The sequence below is a fragment of the Wolbachia endosymbiont (group B) of Hofmannophila pseudospretella genome, assembly GCF_964028515.1.
Lineage (GTDB): Bacteria > Pseudomonadota > Alphaproteobacteria > Rickettsiales > Anaplasmataceae > Wolbachia.
The window spans coordinates 932,472-951,517 of sequence record NZ_OZ034788.1 but is presented as its reverse complement, the minus strand read 5'-3'; the positions used below and the strand labels follow the sequence as shown (position 1 = coordinate 951,517).

The following is a 19,046-nucleotide window of genomic DNA, read 5'->3' as shown; positions in this document are numbered from 1 at the left end:
TAAAGTCTAGCATATTGTTTGAATCAAGAAAATTAGTACAAAGCCTTTCAACAAACGCTCAAGGCAGTTATATATTGATACTGACACAAAAATCCTTTAATTAAATTTCTCTCGCCTTAGCTTACACGATCCTAATTTTGAAATAAGTAATAATTTATTATAGTCTTGATATTTAAACATTTTGTATCTGCTGTAATGATTTCACTTCCAATTTGCTATTCTTTACATATTGAATTGCAAGCGCTAACGCTTTACTCCCAGAAGCTGTGGTGCTATAAGCTATATTTTGCAAAATAGCAGTTCTCCTGATATCTTTGCTATCTGAGACTGATTTCACACCTTTTGAAGTATTGATTACTAGATTTATTTTTCCATCTTTGAGCATATCAACTATGTGGGGTCTGCCTTCTCTCACTTTATTTACAGCTTTTGCAGCAATGCCGTTATTGTTCAGATACAAAGCTGTGCCTTTGGTGGCATATATTTCAAAACTCAGTTCTTTCAACATTCGTACAACAGGCAATATATACTCTTTATCATCATCTTTTACTGAAACCAGAGCTGTTCCTTCTGTTGGTAACTTGTATCCTGCAGCCATGTGCACTTTTGCAAGTGCAGCTCCGAAAGATAAGTCAATTCCCATCACTTCTCCTGTTGATTTCATTTCAGGACCAAGTAAAGTGTCAATTCCCGAAAAACGCGTGAATGGAAAAACAGCAGCTTTAACTGCAAAATGATTGAAAGGCTTGTTTTCCTGATTCAATTTTTTACCCAAAATAACCTGAGTGGCAAGCTTTGCAATAGGAATATTGATTACCTTGGAAATAAAAGGAACTGTACGGCTAGCCCTTAAATTCACTTCAAGTATGTATACATCACTCTCTTGAACAGCAAACTGAATGTTTATCAGACCTTTCACTTCTAGTGCAAGAGCTATTCTTTCAGTTTGGAGCTCGATCTCTTTTATTACTTCGTCACTCAATGTATTTGTCGGTATTGAGCATGTTGAATCGCCAGAGTGGATACCAGCTTCTTCAATGTGCTCCATGACCGCTGCAATGAAAACTTTTTTCCCATCACATACAGCATCAACGTCAACCTCAACTGCATTGACTAAAAATTTATCAAGAAGCAGTGACCCGTGTTCAAAAATTTTGGTTTGATTCAAGACATACTCTTTAAAGCTCTGAGTATCATGTCTAATCGACATAGACTGACCGCCGAGGACATATGATGGCCTGACTACTAGTGGAAACCCCACCTTTTCTGCGTTGGTTAACGCTTCTTTTACTGAATGGCAGATAGAACTTTCAGGTTGTTTTAAATTAAGTTGCAAAGCAAGGTTTTTAAATCTCATGCGATCTTCTGCAAGGTCAATAGAATCAAACGAAGTTCCCAGAATTTTGAAACCTCTCTCGTTAAGCACTTTGGCTAACTTTAAAGGTGTTTGACCACCTATTTGAACTATTACACCAACCAGTGTGCCATTTTCTTGCTCTTTGCTTAGTATTTCAAGCACATCCTCTGCAATCAGTGGGGCGAAATATAAACGATCAGCGGTATCATAATCAGTTGAAACGGTTTCTGGATTACAGTTAATCATTATTGTTTCATACCCCATTTCTTTGGCGGCAGAAGCTGCATGTACGCAAGCATAATCGAACTCAATACCCTGACCAATGCGGTTTGGACCACTTCCTAAAATGACAACTTTTTTTCGATCCGAAATATTCGCCTCACATTCCGTTTTATTTTCAACATCACCCTCATAACAGCCATACATATAAGCAGTGCTCGATTCAAATTCAGCTGCACAGGTGTCTACACGCTTATAAACTTGTTTAATGCCAAATTTTTTTCTTATTTCTTCAATTTGCTCTACTTTCTTATTGCTTAATTTTGCCAATCTTGCATCTGAAAACCCCATTTTTTTCAGCTCTAACATTTCATATGCAGTCTCAGGCAGGCCGTTTTCCTTGATTTTTTGTTCAGCTAATATAATTAGCTGTATATTCTGCAAAACCCACAAATCATATCCTGTAATCGAATTTATTTCTTCTATGCTTATTCCATGACGCATTGCGTCAGCAGCAATCAGTAATCTGTTTGGCAGCAATTTTGCTAATTGAGATTTTACGTGATCAATATCAATGTTCCCAGGAAATACTTCATCAAGTCCTGTAAGATCAGTTTCAAGTGAACGAAAAGCTTTCTGCAGTGACTCATTAAAAGTGCGGCCGATCGACATTACTTCTCCCACTGATTTCATGGAGGTTGATAATTCACAATTCGTCCCCTTAAACTTCTCAAATTCAAAACGAGGAATTTTAGTAACGATATAATCAATCACTGGTTCGAATGCTGCTGGTATTATTGGAGCGCAGTCGTTACGTATTTCATCGAGCGAATAGCCAATAGCAAGTTTAGTTACAACTTTTGCAATAGGATAGCCTGTTGCTTTCGAAGCAAGTGCAGAAGAGCGAGAAACTCTTGGATTCATTTCAATTACAACGAGGCTTCCATCTTCTTTAGGATTCACTGCAAACTGAACATTTGCACCACCGGCACTAACATCAATTTCTCTCAGCACTGCTATAGATGCATTTCTCATTTGTTGATATTCAGCATCACGCAGAGTCAAAGCAGGAGCAACTGTGATACTATCTCCGGTGTGCACTCCCATTGGATCAATATTTTCTATTGAACACACTATTATACAGTTATCCTTGCAGTCACGGATAACTTCCATTTCATATTCCTTCCAGCCCATAATTGATTCATCTATCTGAACTTCATTTATTGGTGAAATTTTTAGAGCACTTTCTGCAATATTGAAAAACTCCTCTTTATTGTATGCTATGCCGCTACCTGCACCACCAAGGGTGAATGATGAGCGGATGATTGCTGGTAATCCAATGTAGTCCAAAGCCTCTTTTATTTGTTCTTGATTTTTTATAATGATACTTTTGGGGTATTTCAGTCCTATTCTATCCATGGACTTACGGAATAACTCTCTATCCTCTGCTTTTTTTATTGCTTCTCTATTTACCCCTATTAATTCTACGTTGTATTTGTCTAACACTCCATCATCTGCAAGTTTTATTGCGCAATTGAGTGCTGTTTGCCCGCCCATTGTTGGCAATATTGCATCTGGCATCTCCTTGATTATAATTTTCTCTATGATTTCAGGCAGTACCGGCTCAATATAAGTTGCATCAGAGAATTCAGGATCTGTCATTATAGTTGCAGGATTGGAGTTAACCAAAATGACTTTATAACCTTCACTTTTTAATACTTTACAGCTTTGCGTTCCGGAATAATCAAACTCGCATGCCTGACCTATAACTATTGGGCCTGCTCCTATTACTAATATAGATTCTATATCTGTGCGTTTTGGCATAATTACAATAATAGTCTCGTCTCAAATAATGTTACCAATCTTTCCTGTGTATGTGAATTTTTATTAAACCTAACTACCTTTAGGCTTAACGGTATCTTTGCAGATACTATGGTAATTTATTCGGGAGATTTACTTAATGGCAAGATTTGTCCTGATATACTGCAGTCATCAGAAGCCAACTCTACGAATTTATTTGTTAACTTCTCAGGCGATACTAATTCAGATATATCTTTTCCCAAAAATGCTTGCTTATACATTTCACTATCGATAGGCCCTTCCGAATACACGGCATTTATGCATAAGTTCGTATGCTTTGTCTCAGATGCATACATCTTCACCATTGCTTCTAGCGCAGCCTTACTTGCAGCATATGGTACCCAATATGGATAAGAGGAAGGAGAAAGTGTTATCTCTGAGGTCATGAATATCGCTCTTCCAGCATTAGACTTTTTTAGTATTGGACCCAAATTTTTTAGCAAGTACCAACTGGCAGTAAAATTTGTGTTCATTACGTTCTGTAGATCTTCAAGCTCACAATCATGAACAGAGCTCAACTTACCTAAAATTTCAGTGCATGTAATCAGTATATCAAGTGTTCCAGATTCTGATAATTTTGGGCTTTCTATCATATTTGCCAGTTTTTCTACGTTTTCAAAGTCCAAAAGATCAAGTTGAATTAGTTTCACAGAGCCTTCTTTAAGCTCTTCAATTTCGTTATACAATGGCTTGAGATTATCAAGAGATCTGGAAATCAGAATTACACATGCACCTTCTTTTACAAATCTTTTTGCAACAGAAGAGCCTATTCCACCTGAAGCTCCGGTAATTAAAGCTATTTTACCTTCTAAGTCACCCATTTCTTTCTCCTTAGCAAGATCCATTGAAATATTTTAGCTGAAAATTAAATTTTGCTCCATATATAAAAATCAAACTTAGCACATAAAAAAATAGTAACGATACTACCACACCACCTAAGCTTCCATATATCAAATTCAGTTGGTCAAAAGAAGCTTTTAAGTATTGCTTGAAAGCTGAAGCAGAGATCGTCCAAAGAATAACAGCCACACAAGATCCGGGAAATACGTCTGATAAGTTTTGTTTTATGTTTGGCAATGTGAAATATAGCCAAGATACTATAGTAAAAAGCAGAAACTCAATAAGTAAATATCTAGTATAACTTAGCCCTTGGTAAGAAAAATCAATTAACATTGGCACTAATGTAAAAAATACTATAGTCAGAGTTGTAACAAGCGTAATTACTAAAAATTGTAATATACTGAGCACCCTTCTCCATATATAAGGCGATGAAACCGGAACTTTATAGGCCTTATTCAATATCGTTCTAAATCCTTCAATTGTCGATGAGGCAGTCCAAACAGCGCCTACAATTGCCAAGGTTAATAAGCTTTGCGGAGGGCCTGATATTATCTCCCTAATACGTGGCATCAAAGATGATAAAATATCCTGTGGCATGTTATCAATAATAAATGCCCAGCCGACATTGTATTGATCTAAGAAATTTACGAACGTTGATGCCATGGCTATTAAAACAATAAGAAAAGGAAATATTGATAACAGGATTAAAAATGATAGATACCCTGCATGCTCCACTCCATCATTATAAATTGTGTCAATTAAAGCACGATAAAGGCAATAAACGATACTATAAAATTTCTGTAGCACTTGTAATATAAATAAACTAAGAAAAGTATTCTAAATGAAATAAAGCATACTTTTAAGTAAAAAATCCTCACCGTTTACTTAAATTTAATCAAAGTGAAGGATAATCCAGCGTTAAATACGGAGGCATAATGAAAAACTTTCTTCTACTTGTAGCTTTAATTCTTTCCTTTGCGTTTGATGTACATGCTGATGAAACATCAGCAGTGATATGTAAAATAGTGAGCTATACTCACAGTTTGGGTGGACCAATGATCACGATAGTGATAATAGGTGCAGCATTGCTTGCAATATTTGGCAGAATGCCGTGGCCAGCGCTTTTTGCACTCGGTGCGTTCACTGCTGTGTTTTTTGGCGCTCCTGCAGTTGTGAAAGCAATAACAGGAAAAGATGCATGTACAACTAGTAGTACAACCCCAACTTGCCCTAGTGGTCAAACATGGGATGCAACATCAAATAGCTGCCGCTAGGCACTAAAATTTCAGAAAAACATTAGCAAATGGTGCTTCTTTAAGGAGCACCATTACTGCACGAACTTGTGACTTAAGCCACCATAAAGGTGTTATTCGAGTAGTCCCTCCGTTGTCATCCCAGTGTCAAGCACTGGAATGACATCTGTGCTCTTTTTGCTATAAATATTAAGAAATTTACCAAATGAAGAAAAAAGGCAAAAGAATCCCCGTGTGAAGAGTTTTAATAATGTAAATTGGCGTTGTAATAATGTCCTAACAAGCGCGTTTTGGCTGAATGTAGAAAAAATAAAAAAAGCCGCTATAATTTTTGTGTAATTTGCCAATAAATATTTGAGTTTTTTACTGATTTTGTAATTGAACCTGCAGATCAAAAATAATGATAAATACTCTTATTATCATAGTAAAGGGAATGACGAAATTTGTAAAGTAGTTTTCACTCAAATGACGCCCAGGCAAAAACTATATGGTTATGCAAAAAACCTATTTTTAAAAGTGTTAATGTAATATAGAAAAAACCTCACCTTCATTAATAATAGATTACTTACCAATTGGGTAGTCACCAGTGAAGCAAGCATCACAATATTGCGGTGTAGCATTGTTACGTTTTTCTTCTTTAACAGCCCTGTATAATCCATTAATACTCAAGAAGGCTAAGCTATTTACTCCTATAATTTCCTTAATTTCCTCTACAGATTTATTTGCAGCAATTAAATCTTTGCACTCTGGCGTATCTATTCCATAAAAACAAGAATGCTTAATTGGTGGACTTGAAATTTTGAGGTGAATCTCTTTTACTCCTGCATCTTTTAGCATAACTATTATGTTTGTTAACGTACTACCACGCACTATACTATCATCTATTAAAATTATGTTTTTACCTTTCAAAGTGTGCTTATTAGCATTGAATTTTAATTTTATTCTAACTTTACGTACTTCAGCAGTTGGTTGTATAAAAGTTCTTCCTATGTAATGATTACGAATTATCCCCAGTTCCATAGGTAATCCTGAATGCTTTGCATATCCAATAGCTGCAGGTATTCCAGAATCAGGTATTGGTACAACCATATCTACATTGTTTTTTGGTGGGCTCTCTTCTGCAAGTATTCTTCCTATTTCTTTTCTTATATCATATATGGACCTATTCTCCATTATGCTGTCTGGTCTCGAGAAGTAAACGTATTCAAAAATACAAAAACTTGATTTTTGCTGTGGGAAAGGAAACATTGAGGCTAGCTTACTATCCGAACTGATGGTAACTAATTCGCCTGGTTCTATTTCTCTAATAAACTCTGCATTTATTATATCAAGAGCACAAGTTTCAGATGCAAGAACGTAAGAATCGTTTAACTTTCCTAAAACAAGAGGCCTGATTCCAGATGGATCACGTACTCCAATAACTACTTCTTGATTGATTGCCACAAAAGAATAAGCACCTTGTATTTGCTTTAATGCATATATAAAACTCTCTAAAAAGCTATCTTTTTCACCACTTGCTGTCAGATGCACTACTACTTCTGTATCAATATCTGACTGAAAAACGCACTCTTGTTTAATTAATTGTTCGCGTATCGGAGAAATATTAATTAAATTACCATTATGTGCTATGGCAAAATCCCCAAATTTGCCACTTTTGCCAAATATGGGCTGCACTCCAAATTTACTACCACTTGTTGAGTATCGAACATGACCTATTGCACAATCTCCAGGTAAGGATTTCTTTATTTCATCTATATCATCAAATACACTGCTCACTTGACCTTGAAAGTGATAAGAGTGCAGCTTATCGTTGTTACTGGTTACTACGCCAAAAGACTCTTGACCTCTATGCTGCAAAGCGTGGAGAGCAAGTATAGAGTTAAAAGCAGCACTTTGGTTGTAACTTATGCCAAATACCCCACACTCCTCATGTACTTCATCAAGCATGAAAAATATTAAATAAAGCCTGATTGTACTTTAGTAGAGGCAAAGTACAAGAGTTTTATTTGTTAATCCCTTTCAAAGTTGAAGCTTTCTACAGTAGTTTTGATGTATACCAGAAAGTAGGTTATATGCAATTAACCAATTTTGAGATTTTTGACAATTTTTTAGCACTGAAGAGAAAAAGATATTTTTATTGACTTATCTATGTATTGAAGTAGTCACTAAAAAGTTTTAGTGGTTATGGTATATAATATGTTAAATCAAGTAGGTAAACAAGGTGAAAGTAATCTTATTTTAGAGCCTGAACAGTTCTCTAACAGCTTCTTCAATAGTCAACAGAGTAATTCATCAAATCCAAAATTACCGACTATAAGTCGTAAAGATAGGCATATGGATTTAACCAAGAAAAGGTACGCAAAAAACAAAGATATTGCAGAATATCTAAGGAATTATGACTTTATTAAAAGAGCAGAGGAATTGTCAATAATTTATCTTTTTGAGCGAGACTCATCTTTTACGAAATTGCAAATACCATTGACTACAGATGAACAAATTCTAGTTAAAAAATTTTGTGATGAGATGATAAAAGGTATAACAGAACACGATGAGCAAGAAAGCGTTTTAAAGTACATGGAACGCACAATAGAGGGTTATTTAAATCAAGGAATAAGATTAAACTCATATTACGGTAAGGATAATAAGACTGTAACAAATTTTATATTTGAAAAAATGGAAGAATTAATTAATCGCTTTCATGCAAATCCACACAATTCAACTACAAAAAATATCATACAAAAGATCACTCGTAATTTAGTGTTAAAAGGTGGGGTAGAAAAAGGATTATCTTTTTATAGCGATATTGAAGGCGGATATTACGGCTCTAATTATTTAAATGATCTTAACGAACAATGTAAGAGTAAGAAAAAAATGCTAGAGGGTCTAGCATTTGAAGGTATTGTGAAAGAAAATAACAAGCAAATTGATAAATATGATCTTGAAGTAGAAGTAGATAATAAATATTTTTATATTAAGTATCCACAAGGTAGTATTGTTAAAACTGCAAGAACTTTAAATAATGAAAAAGCTAAGGATTTAGAAGTTGGCATATTTCAGATTAAGGAAAGTATAGTAAAAGTTGAAATTACAGAAGATGGAAAAAGAAATTACACAGATATCTTAAAAGGTGGTATTGAAATATTTTTTACTACTAAAATAGGAGAGATTAGTATTTATCTACGGAAAGATGGTAACAAAATGGTAGTAGAAATTGATGAGAAAAGCAAAATAAGGTTTAGCAAGTTAGAAAACAAATCAAGCTTTGGAGGGAATTGTCTTATACAGGGGAAAAGTGTTTTAGAAGTTATGGGCAAGAGTTTTGAAAATATTCCTGAGGAGTTAACTCATACCAAAATCCATTACTGACCGAACAAATAAGAAACATTACAAACTCGTTTAATAGTAGTACTGGAAATATTGACAATAAAATTACACAAAACATCTTCAAGTAAACCTATGGTATCGTAGATACTATTGCGTAAAGTATTGTATTTGATATATTGCCACAACCTTTCAACAGGATTCAGTTCCGGTGAATAAGGAGGCAAGTATATGATGGTAATGTTTTCCTGAATTTTCAAACTTTTTGATCTATGCCAACTTGCACAATCCATTACAAGAAAGGCTTCTTTCGTGCCTAAATCTTTCGACATCTGCTCCAGAAATATATTCATACAATCAGTGTTTACATATGGAGCAAGTAGGCTAATTTTCTTACCACTTCTTGGATTTACCGCACTGTAGATATAGAAATTTTGTCTACCAATTTTCATTTTAACCTGTGTTCTGACCCCTTTTTTAAACCATCCGTGTCCGATTTTTGAATGAGTTCCAAATCGTGATTCATCAAAAAAATACCTCCTTTTCAGGGTGGGAATTGACTATTTTATTGAAGTATTTTTTAAACTCTTCTTGCTTGTTTTTATCTTGTTTATGGTGAATTGGCCTCGGTGTTATGTAAGAAAACTTCATCCTTTGTATCTCACGGTGCACTGTTGATTTGCTAATGTTTAGGCCAAATTCCTCTGAGATTTTTATTTGCACTTCCTTAATAGTAATATTTGGATTTCTTTCTACCCATATTTCAATTTGCTCACGTTGATTTTTGTTTAATTTGCTTTTTCTTCGCCGCTGAGACGGGGAAAATAATCTTTCTACTCTACCAAATTTTAGATGCTTTATCCATTCAGTCAAAGCAGTCCTTGAAATTTTACATATTCTTGCCACAGCGCTTATACTACTTTCTTTTCCTGCTATCACCGCTTGTAACTTTTTTGAAACATATGCGTTATTTCTGACCTTTTTTAACATTTCTTTCGCCAAATTTACAACTTTTTCGTCTAATAGTTTTGACCTTAATGCCATTTATACCTCTCTATTTTATCTACTTTAGTATCACTTCTTTCCCATTATTGTCTATCTGTTCTTTATATAGTGGGAATTGGTATCAGACTATTAAAAACGTTCCATCTACTAGTCTTATGCAAACATGTTTACAACAACAAGAAAACTCTAATAGGGAATTAAATTAATGTATTTTTAGGATAATAATTAAGAAATTAATTATAAACATTCATACGCATTCGATTGGAGTAGAGGATATGGGGCAGCAATTAGCACAAGAACTAAAGGCAACTGTGGTTGGTTGTCAAATAGTGATTGATTAAATCAATTTAGAGAGGTAAATAGCAGCTTTGCAGCTTGTTTTTATGAACAAAGATAAAACGTTGTAGCCAAGTGCGCTTTCGGCATTGTGCTGAATTGCAATATCTCTGTGTTCTAACTCCTCATCACGAAACTTACTTATGGTTTCTCTTAATTCCCCATATTCTAAATGTAAGACTTGCTCCTTGTAGTGCTCTCCGATCACTTCTTCAACTGCAGCAGTGCAAGCCATAGCGGCTTTTTTACCCATCATAGCAGTTACAACACCAAGTGACACCCCTAAAGCACGCCAAATTGGCAACAAAACAGTAGGACGAACTCTTTGCTCCTTGATTTTCTCATTAAAATAGTGGAAATGTTTTTTTTCCTGCTCCTCCATTTCAATTATTTTGTCAATTATGGAAGATTTTTTAAGAATAAATTTTTGACCAGAATAAATACAAATGGCTCCATATTCGCCAGCATGATTTACTCTAATTGCTTGTTCTAAAAAATTTCCTTTCAATTTTTTTATATTGCTTTCCAATGTCTCCTCCCTTTATTTCTGCATTAGTACTACTATAAACCAACATATTATAGAGTAAATAAAATTCCATGCGTGCATTGCACCAACATTGTGATTACAGGAACTCAAGCAGCTATAGCAACAGCAAGAGTTACTTGACGGACTCCGCCATTCTCCTTAAAATAAGGGTGAAGATATATTATTTATCTTCAGTCTGTGCAGATAAAACGACAAAAAGCTCAATATACTTGATGTTTAATTTTTTGCACTATGTGCACTCTATGTCTTTATAAAACTTTTACCCACATAAGCTAAAATGCGCTTATCAAAGGATTTAACACAATAAAAAACGCCAATTAAAAAAATAGGTAGTAGCTGATAGATTTTCTTTTGCCTTTTTCTCTGTTTAGTAGATTTTTCAATATTTAATTCAATTAGCCGGTACTAAGATGATAACGAGTAGTAAGCTAAACATCCGTGTAGTTATTGGTGTTATCAAGATATTCCCTAATCTTCTTCAAATCTTCCCAAGCTAAGCGTTTTTGTGCTGGTTGACGAAGTAGATAGGCTGGATGAAATATAGCGGCTGTAGTAATTGAATGAGATAAATATTGGTTAGTATAAGTATGAAATCTGCCACGCAAGTTCGATATAGTCTTTGTGTTATCAAGAAGGCTATAACATGCAATTCCTCCGACAAAAATCAGAATTTGCGGTAAAATAAGAGCAATGTGCTTCTCAACAAATGGTCTGCACATATCAAGCTCCAGATCAGTTGGCTTTCTGTTACCAGGTGGACGCCAAAATACCGCATTGCTTATATACACCTTAGTGCGGTCCAGACTAATTGCACCGAGCATCTTATCGAGCAGCATTCCGCTTGCACCACAAAATGGTATGCCTTTCAGGTCTTCATTTGCTCCTGGTGCTTCACCAATAAGCATGATTTTTGCATTCGGATTACCATCAGAAAAAACAGTATTAGTTGCAGTTTTTTTTATTTCACAACCCTCAAATGACTTAACTGCACTTCTTAGTTCGTCTACACTACTACATTCACTTGCAAGCTTCCTTGCTTCAATGATCCAGTCACTTGGGAACATGGTTTGTTGTTCTTTTTTCTGCTCGATGACAGAAGATTGTGCAGCTCTCTCATTTTCCATTTTTTTTTCCTCTTCACTTTCAGTTAGTGTGCAATCAACTCCCACTTCATGATAGAACTTCAACAATTCTAGATCTTCATTGCTCATAGTGCCTCTTAACCTTTTGTGCTTTTTTCATAGCCAAATCATACTTCAACCTAGATAAATGTCTAATGTATAATATACCATTTAAGTGATCCAATTCATGCTGAATACACCTTGCAAGCCAACCACTAGCTTTTAGCGTCTGTTCTTCGTTATTTAAGTTTTTATATTTTACAGTTAAATATTTTGGACGCTTGATTTCATGGCTTTGCTCCGGAATTGAAAGACATCCTTCACTCATAATGACTTGTTCATCAGATAATTCCTTAATTTCAGGGTTAATCATACAAAACTTGCCAACTGAGTCATACCCTACTAGCTCATCTCCAGCCTTTTCTGGCTGAACGTCCATGACAAAAATTCTCTTCAGCACTCCAACTTGTACTGCAGCAAGACCAAGACCTTCTGCATCGTACATAGTTTCGAACATGTCGTTTACTAATTCTTTAATTTTATCGGTTATATCTGTTACTTCACTGGCGCGTGTAGTTAATCTTTCGTCAGGGGCAATTACAATTGGTAACTTAGACATAAAAATTGTAATTCTGTGTTTTATTTTTCTTTTTGTCTAGGTATATTAAAATGTTGCTACATTTATAATAGAAATATAAATTATTGAAGGGAGCTGCAATTTAAATGAAATTGTGTAATAAGGTCAATCAATGTATTCTGCGGTAATAGTAAAGCCAAAAAGAAATATCTTTGCTGTTTTAGATATAGGCACAACAAAGATTATTTGTCTAATTGTTAAGATTAATAGCAATCTTAGCTATAAAATAATAGGAACGGGTTATAAAAGTGCAGAAGGTATAAGTGGTGGATCAATAACTGATGCAAAGCATGCAAGTTACTCTATTTCATCAACTGTAGGTTTAGCTGAACAAGTATCAGAAGAGACTATAGACCAGATATATGTGAATGTGGCTGGATGTGGGATTTCTTCTTTTAACGTACATAACGAAATAATTGCAGCTAATCACGAAATTTTAGACCGAGACATAAAACGTGTAGTCTTTCAGACATTTGAGAAATATATCGAAGAAAATGTTATAATTCACAATATACCACTTAAATATCACTTAGATGATATGACTGACATAAAGGAGGTCAGTGGATTATATGGAAAAAGATTGTCTGCTGATGTTAATGTTGTCACTGCTTCGCGTCCAGCGCTTACCAATATCGAAAATTGTATAACTAATAATAGTGGGATAAGTATGGCTGGTTGTGTTGCTTCTGCATATTCTGCAGGCCTTGCCTGTCTAAGTAAAGATGAAAAAGAGCTAGGAACTGCCGTTGTTGACATAGGAGGTGGATGCACTGCAATTGGAATTTTTAAGAGAGGAAAACTTGTGTACACAAGCAGCATTCCAATTGGTGGCATTCACATTACCCGAGATATAGCTTATGGATTATGCACAAGTATAGAGCATGCTGAACGCATAAAAATACTATACGGTAGCACTATCATAACTTCAATAGATGAGAATGAATACATCACAGTGCAAAGTAACGAAAGCGATGAATCGACTCAAGTGCTCAAATCTGAACTTGTTAACATCATAAGACCAAGGATTGAGGAAATACTTGAACTGATAAGAGACCAATTTCAGGAGCAGAAAAATCTAATCAACAAAGTAGTCATCACAGGTGGTACTAGCTATTTGGCAAGCATTAAAGAGATTGCTAGCCATATATTTAATAAACAGGTCCGTATTGGGTATCCTGAGTCGTGTAGTGGTCTTGATGGCGAATACGACAAAAATCCTGTATTTTCTGCTGCTTTAGGCTCTATAAAGCTAATAGTTGACACCTTTTATAGAAATAATTCTGGAATGCTTGATCACGATGGCAAAATAAGTAAGTTATACCATTGGGTTAAATCAAAAGTCACAGTCTAGATTTTTGTCTTTATCTCTTAATACACAAATGGCTTGATCTAGGAGCTTATTTTTATAGTATTATTACACTGATGTATCCGTAAGAGAAGCAGAAAATTACAATAAAAACGTAAGAAACATGAACATAACTATACATTCACAAGAAGATTTTGACTTTATGCGTAAAGCTGGCAGGCTTGCAGCTGAAACCCTTGATTTTATTGCACCATACGTCAAAGTAGGCTTAACAACTAATGAATTAAATGATCTATGTCATGATTTTATAATCAATGCAGGTGCAATTCCAGCACCACTGAATTATAAGGGATATCCGAAATCAATTTGTACTTCGAAAAATGCTGTTGTATGTCATGGTATTCCTGATGATAAACCTCTTAAAGATGGAGATATTTTAAATATTGACGTTACAGTAATTTTAAATGGCTGGTATGGTGATACAAGTCGCATGTTTTGGACTGGTAAACCCTCAATAAAAGCAAAGCGTTTGTGTAATGCTGCCTACAATGCGCTAATGGAAGCGATAAAACAAGTTAAGCCTGGCAATAAGTTAAATGAAATAGGATTTGCTATAGAAAAATATATTGAAGATTTTGGATATTCTATCGTACGCAATTATTGTGGACATGGCATAGGAAAGGTTTTTCATGCTCCACCAAATGTTGTACATTTTTATGATGAAGGTGAGGATCTTATCTTAAAAGAAGGCATGTTTTTTACGGTAGAACCAATGATCAATGCTGGAAAACATGAAACTCTGCTCAGCAAGCTAGATGGCTGGACAGTGACAACACGTGATCTTTCACTTTCTGCACAATTTGAGCATACGCTTGGAGTCACAAAAGATGGAGTTGAAATATTTACACTATCACCTAAAAATTGGCATTTTCCACCTTATGATTAGATTTTTTAAACACTTGGTTTTTGAAAAAATCTAACTCTTAACTTGTGATATAGCAACTAACCCAATTAGTGCACAGAAAATCATGTAAAAACTTGCTAAAGTTCCTTGTCCTGTAACTTTGATAATAGTTGTGCATATAAATGGTGCAAGACCACCAAAAAATCCCGAAGCTATATTTCTTGATAAACCAAATCCACTGTATCGTACCTTTATTGGGAATAATTCACACATAAACGCGCTAACAGGACCAAGAGAAGCAGCTATTGGGATTATAAAAAGAACGTGCGCCATTATGGTGAGCAAATTATTACCACTTAGTATCATTGAAAAAACTGGATAACTTACTACTATAAAAGTCACAAATGCAAATTTCATGACTCTTTCTCTCCCTACCTTATCAGAAAGTATTGCAAATAGTATAGTCAATCCTCCAAGTGCAACCTGATTCAATATTTCTACTGCGTGATTAAAGTGAGTGTTTATTGTTGATGCAAGTAGATTAAAAAACACTAAATATATGTAAAGAGATGCATTCTCAACTATGTCAACTCCAATTGATATTAGAAAAGGTTTTTTATAGCCATTTAACAGTTCTTTTAACGGTAATTCATGTGGCTTTTCCTGCTTTTTATATTCTGGGCTTTCATCGAGTATATATCTCATATATATACTGATTAATCCTATTACAAAACTGAAAATAAAAGGCAATCTCCATCCCCAAGATTCAAAATCGGATACTTTTTTGCATATAAGCACCACTATAAGACTTAATATTGAGCCAAGAATTGCGCTCAATACTTCAATACTGCCAAAGAATCCTCTTTTATTTTTAGGAGCATGCTCTATTAAAAATGGGGCATTTCCTGCCTCTCCTCCAAGAGATATACCCTGCAATAATCTTAAACATACCACCAGTACTGATGCGAGTACCCCAATGTTCTGATACCCTGGAACAAATGCAATAAGTACGGTTGATAGAGTCATCAATATGATAGAGAGAAATAGAGCAATCCTTCTTCCATATTTATCGCCAATGTGGCCAAATATAGCAGCACCAATTGGTCTTATTAAGAAACCCGCTGCAAACACTCCAAAAGCTTTAAGTATGCTGACTAATTTGTCGTCTGATGGAAAAAACACATCTCCGATTATGCTTATTAGATGGCTGAAAAGCATGTGATCATACCACAACAAAGTGTTACAAATTAAACTTGATAGTATTACTTTTGTTATTTGTCGCACAAAATCTTCCGTAATTTGTTTGATATTATAGTAATATTACTTACTTTTTCAAACGTGAATCATGTAAATGTTATATTAATAATATTATCTTATTAAATTTTTATATCGTTGATTATATTTAAATATTCTTATACTATACCTATATATTTCCATATATTTTTTGGCGAGAAAGTTATTTTAATTTAAGTGCACAAAGTCTCTTGATATGACACATACTCCAGTTTTGTTAAAAGAGATGCTATTTCAATTAGCACCACACAGTGGCGGTATATATGTGGATGCCACGTTTGGAGCTGGAGGATATAGCAAAGCAATATTGGAATCCGCTGATTGCAAAGTGTATGCAATTGATAGGGATGAAACAGTTACCAAATTTTATGATGATCTGAACGTTAAATACCCTGATAGAATAAATCTATTTATTGAGAAATTTAGTAATATTAAAAATTTATTAGATAGTAATAATATTAAAGGTATCAATGGAATAGTTTTCGACGTTGGAGTTTCATCTATGCAGCTTGATAATGGAGATAGAGGATTCTCATTTCTACGTGATGGCCCACTTAACATGAGCATGGATAACTATTCTCATATGAATGCTTCGACGTTTGTTAACGCTTTACGTGAAGAAGAGATTGCGAACACTATATATAATTATGGGGGTGAGCGTCATTCCCGCAGAATCGCAAGAGCGATAGTAAATGCGCGGAAGAAGAAAATTATCAAAACTACATTTGAACTTGCGGATATTGTACGTTCTGTAGTGTTTCGTGGAAAAAGCAAGATTGACCCTGCAACTAGGACATTTCAGGCAATCAGAATATGGGTAAATGATGAGCTAGGAGAGCTTGAAAAGGGTATTAAAGCTGCATCTGAGATTTTAAGTGAGAACGGCAAATTAATTGTAGTTACTTTTCATTCTTTAGAAGATCGTATAGTCAAAACTGTTTTTAAAGATTTATGTGAACCAGGACCTACCAAGACATTCTCCCTTTTAAACAAAAAAGTGATTAAAGCAAGTGCGGAAGAAATAAATGCAAATCCGCGTGCGCGCTCAGCAAAATTAAGAGCTATACAGAGGTTGTCATGAGAACCTTCTGTATTATTTCAATAACTATGTTTTTATTATAGGGTTATTTAAGGTAAAATTACATGTCCACTCACTAAATAAATAGCTAACACAAATAAAACGTGAAATTAATTTAGTGCAAAGCAACATAAAAGTTCTTCAAGCAGAATGAAGTTATTTGAGTAATCCAAAAGGGGCTTGTAAAGCTTATGGAGAAATATATAAAAAAATAACTCTTTGATACTAGGTAGCCAGGTTCGACTATCTAAATGACCTTAGTGTGTTAGCAAAATCATAGTAACGATTAGGTTTAGGTTTTTAGATAAACACACTACGATAAAACTTACTTTGATACGAAATTATTTGCATAAGATTTTGGCAGTCTTTTAACATCTTTTGGCATTTCAATTGTGTACTTTGTGTTGTGTTTCTTTGCGTAAGATATTGCTTTTTCAAGAGAATCAAACTTTAATACAATCTGTTTTTGGGGATCTTTTGATCCAAACCACCCCATCAAAGGTTCAATATAGTAAGAACAAGGCTCAATTTTTAGGTGCCAGAATTTTGTATTACCCAAACCAGATTGTGTTGCAGTTTTTGTTGGCTTATAAATCTTAAAAACTACTTGATCGTCAATACTCATAGTCCTTACTACGTAATCTTAAGTATATATCTAAATAAATTTTTCCACAAAAAATTAGTGTGAAAGAATGAAGTTTGAAATAAATATTTTTATGTTATATTATTAAATTATATAAAAAGGATTAGCTGAATAGGAGTAATCAATGGCACGGCAAGAAATGGTAACAATTAATGCAGAGTTACGTGATGTAAAAAAAAAGAAAGCGATGCAGGCTCTGAGGGAGAAGGGAAGTATACCTGCAGTTATATATGGTAAAGGGCATGATAACGTAAATTTGACATTGTCTGCAAAGGAATTTACTAAACAATATAAATCAGGTGCTCTTTCTGCACATTTAATAGAACTAGATATTTCAGGGAAAAAAGAATATGCTCTTGTTCGTGATATTCAATGGCATGTAGTAAAAGATACTGTGCAACATGTTGATTTTCAATTTGTTGATAAAGGTAGTGAAATTAAAATAGATATACCTTTATCATTCATCAATGAAAGTAAATCACCAGGAATCAAATTAGGTGGAGTGCTTAATGTTTTGTGTCGTTCTATTACTGTCAAATGCTCTCCTGAGAAAATACCTCAAGTCATAGAAATTGATTTGTCTGGCAAAATGATCGGTCAGTCTATACATATCAATGATATAAAATTACCAGAAGGTGTTAAGTTTGTAGCTCATGAGGAAGAAAATTTCACCATTGTGACAATTTCTGCTGCTGATAGTGATGTTGAAGAGTCTCAAACAAAAACAGAGGAGTAGTGCATTTAATAGCTGGGCTTGGTAATCCTGGTAGTCAATATGAGTTAACTCATCATAATATTGGCTTCATAGTTATTGATGCAATTTGCAAGTATTGGAATTTTCAGTCATTTTCTAAGAAAGCTGATTACTTGATAACCTCAGGCATAATTAATAATAATAAAACCATACTGATAAAGCCTTATTCGTTTATGAATAATTCAGGCATTCCTGTTGCAAAAATAAAAAATTTTTACAAATTATCGCTAGACAACATTGTTGTCATACATGATGATGCTGACTTAAAATTCGGAAGAATAAAAATAAAAAAAGGCGGTAGCTCAGCCGGACATAATGGACTGAAGTCTATAGATAGCTTTATTGGTAACGATTATTGGCGTTTGAGATTTGGAGTGGGTAGACCTGAAGGTCAGAAAAGCTTAGCAGATTATGTATTATCAAAATTTTCAAATTTTGATAATGTTATCCTCTTAGTGGAAAAAATAGCAAAAAATATACACTTAATGCTGCAAGGAGATAACGTAGCTTTTATCAACTCAATTGAGAGTGAAACTTTAGTATAGCAAACGAATACTGCTCAATACAAACTA

Annotated in this window: 17 protein-coding genes and 1 pseudogene; 8 read left to right on the top strand and 10 right to left on the bottom strand. The window is 34.4% G+C overall.

Going from position 1 to position 19,046, the window contains the following annotated elements; genetic code table 11:
- Nucleotides 1–172: 172 nt before the first annotated feature.
- The 3 genes from carB to ABWU24_RS04510 all read right to left on the bottom strand — a co-directional run bounded on the left by carB (nucleotide 173) and on the right by ABWU24_RS04510 (nucleotide 5,083).
- A complete protein-coding gene (gene carB / locus ABWU24_RS04520) occupies nucleotides 173–3,400 on the bottom strand; it encodes a carbamoyl-phosphate synthase large subunit (RefSeq protein WP_353274511.1) in 3,228 nt (1,075 codons plus the stop codon).
- 116 nt (nucleotides 3,401–3,516) lie between these two features.
- Nucleotides 3,517–4,281, bottom strand: a complete 765-nt coding sequence (locus tag ABWU24_RS04515; RefSeq protein ID WP_341815657.1) for an SDR family NAD(P)-dependent oxidoreductase — start codon at nucleotides 4,279–4,281, stop codon at nucleotides 3,517–3,519.
- Complete coding sequence (locus ABWU24_RS04510; protein ID WP_015588257.1) at nucleotides 4,268–5,083, bottom strand: YihY/virulence factor BrkB family protein; 816 nt, start codon at nucleotides 5,081–5,083, stop codon at nucleotides 4,268–4,270. Before ABWU24_RS04510 ends, ABWU24_RS04515 begins: the two co-directional genes overlap by 14 nt.
- Before the next feature lie 128 nt (nucleotides 5,084–5,211).
- Here ABWU24_RS04510 and ABWU24_RS04505 point away from each other — a divergent pair, with 128 nt between their 5' ends.
- Nucleotides 5,212–5,550, top strand: a complete 339-nt coding sequence (locus tag ABWU24_RS04505) for a TrbC/VirB2 family protein (protein ID WP_015588256.1) — start codon at nucleotides 5,212–5,214, stop codon at nucleotides 5,548–5,550.
- A gap of 540 nt (nucleotides 5,551–6,090) precedes the next feature.
- Here ABWU24_RS04505 and purF read toward each other — a convergent pair.
- Nucleotides 6,091–7,476 (bottom strand): amidophosphoribosyltransferase, encoded by a 1,386-nt coding sequence (purF, locus tag ABWU24_RS04500; RefSeq protein ID WP_015588255.1) that lies wholly within the window; start codon nucleotides 7,474–7,476, stop codon nucleotides 6,091–6,093.
- A gap of 249 nt (nucleotides 7,477–7,725) precedes the next feature.
- Between purF and ABWU24_RS04495 the strand changes: the two genes are divergently transcribed.
- Complete coding sequence (locus ABWU24_RS04495) at nucleotides 7,726–8,895, top strand: hypothetical protein (RefSeq protein ID WP_353274509.1); 1,170 nt, start codon at nucleotides 7,726–7,728, stop codon at nucleotides 8,893–8,895.
- On the opposite strand, the gene ABWU24_RS04490 is transcribed toward ABWU24_RS04495, so the two are convergent.
- A protein-coding gene (locus ABWU24_RS04490; RefSeq protein WP_353274215.1) for an IS630 family transposase occupies nucleotides 8,889–9,894 on the bottom strand; the annotation gives its coding sequence in 2 pieces (ribosomal slippage) (nucleotides 8,889–9,383 and nucleotides 9,385–9,894; 1,005 coding nt in all). The genes ABWU24_RS04495 and ABWU24_RS04490 overlap by 7 nt on opposite strands.
- On the opposite strand from ABWU24_RS04490, the gene ABWU24_RS04485 reads away from it, so the two are divergent.
- Entirely contained in the window at nucleotides 9,888–10,061 is a 174-nt protein-coding gene (locus ABWU24_RS04485; protein ID WP_353274507.1) for a hypothetical protein, read from the top strand. The genes ABWU24_RS04490 and ABWU24_RS04485 overlap by 7 nt on opposite strands.
- A 131-nt stretch (nucleotides 10,062–10,192) precedes the next feature.
- Here the strand turns inward: ABWU24_RS04485 and ABWU24_RS04480 are convergent, their stop codons facing one another.
- The 3 genes from ABWU24_RS04480 to def form a co-directional block, all read right to left on the bottom strand.
- Nucleotides 10,193–10,720: a demethoxyubiquinone hydroxylase family protein gene (locus tag ABWU24_RS04480; protein ID WP_015588171.1), complete on the bottom strand. Its 528-nt coding sequence runs from the start codon at nucleotides 10,718–10,720 to the stop codon at nucleotides 10,193–10,195.
- 446 nt (nucleotides 10,721–11,166) lie between these two features.
- Nucleotides 11,167–11,949: a uracil-DNA glycosylase family protein gene (locus ABWU24_RS04475; RefSeq protein ID WP_135352762.1), complete on the bottom strand. Its 783-nt coding sequence runs from the start codon at nucleotides 11,947–11,949 to the stop codon at nucleotides 11,167–11,169.
- Complete coding sequence (def, locus tag ABWU24_RS04470) at nucleotides 11,939–12,478, bottom strand: peptide deformylase (RefSeq protein WP_135352763.1); 540 nt, start codon at nucleotides 12,476–12,478, stop codon at nucleotides 11,939–11,941. Before def ends, ABWU24_RS04475 begins: the two co-directional genes overlap by 11 nt.
- Nucleotides 12,479–12,608: 130 nt before the next feature.
- On the opposite strand from def, the gene ftsA reads away from it, so the two are divergent.
- On the top strand, nucleotides 12,609–13,847 hold the full coding sequence (ftsA, locus tag ABWU24_RS04465) for a cell division protein FtsA (RefSeq protein ID WP_015588168.1): 1,239 nt from the start codon (nucleotides 12,609–12,611) through the stop codon (nucleotides 13,845–13,847).
- 103 nt (nucleotides 13,848–13,950) lie between these two features.
- Nucleotides 13,951–14,748 (top strand): annotated as a pseudogene (map, locus tag ABWU24_RS04460) (type I methionyl aminopeptidase); the annotation flags it as partial.
- 30 nt (nucleotides 14,749–14,778) lie between these two features.
- On the opposite strand, the gene ABWU24_RS04455 reads toward map, so the two are convergent.
- On the bottom strand, nucleotides 14,779–15,990 hold the full coding sequence (locus ABWU24_RS04455; protein ID WP_135352765.1) for an MFS transporter: 1,212 nt from the start codon (nucleotides 15,988–15,990) through the stop codon (nucleotides 14,779–14,781).
- Nucleotides 15,991–16,195: 205 nt separating this feature from the next.
- Here ABWU24_RS04455 and rsmH point away from each other — a divergent pair, with 205 nt between their 5' ends.
- Nucleotides 16,196–17,080, top strand: a complete 885-nt coding sequence (gene rsmH / locus ABWU24_RS04450) for a 16S rRNA (cytosine(1402)-N(4))-methyltransferase RsmH (RefSeq protein ID WP_341815655.1) — start codon at nucleotides 16,196–16,198, stop codon at nucleotides 17,078–17,080.
- A 322-nt stretch (nucleotides 17,081–17,402) separates the two neighbouring features.
- On the opposite strand, the gene ABWU24_RS04445 is transcribed toward rsmH, so the two are convergent.
- On the bottom strand, nucleotides 17,403–17,702 hold the full coding sequence (locus ABWU24_RS04445) for an ETC complex I subunit (protein ID WP_341815654.1): 300 nt from the start codon (nucleotides 17,700–17,702) through the stop codon (nucleotides 17,403–17,405).
- A gap of 142 nt (nucleotides 17,703–17,844) precedes the next feature.
- Between ABWU24_RS04445 and ABWU24_RS04440 the strand changes: the two genes are divergently transcribed.
- Nucleotides 17,845–18,456 carry a 50S ribosomal protein L25/general stress protein Ctc gene (locus ABWU24_RS04440; protein ID WP_015588163.1) on the top strand — a complete coding sequence of 204 codons (612 nt, stop codon included), beginning with the start codon at nucleotides 17,845–17,847 and terminating at the stop codon, nucleotides 18,454–18,456.
- Nucleotides 18,456–19,019, top strand: coding sequence for an aminoacyl-tRNA hydrolase (gene pth / locus ABWU24_RS04435; RefSeq protein ID WP_353274505.1), 564 nt, complete (start codon nucleotides 18,456–18,458; stop codon nucleotides 19,017–19,019). The genes ABWU24_RS04440 and pth overlap by 1 nt, the downstream gene beginning before the upstream one ends.
- Nucleotides 19,020–19,046 lie beyond the last annotated feature (27 nt).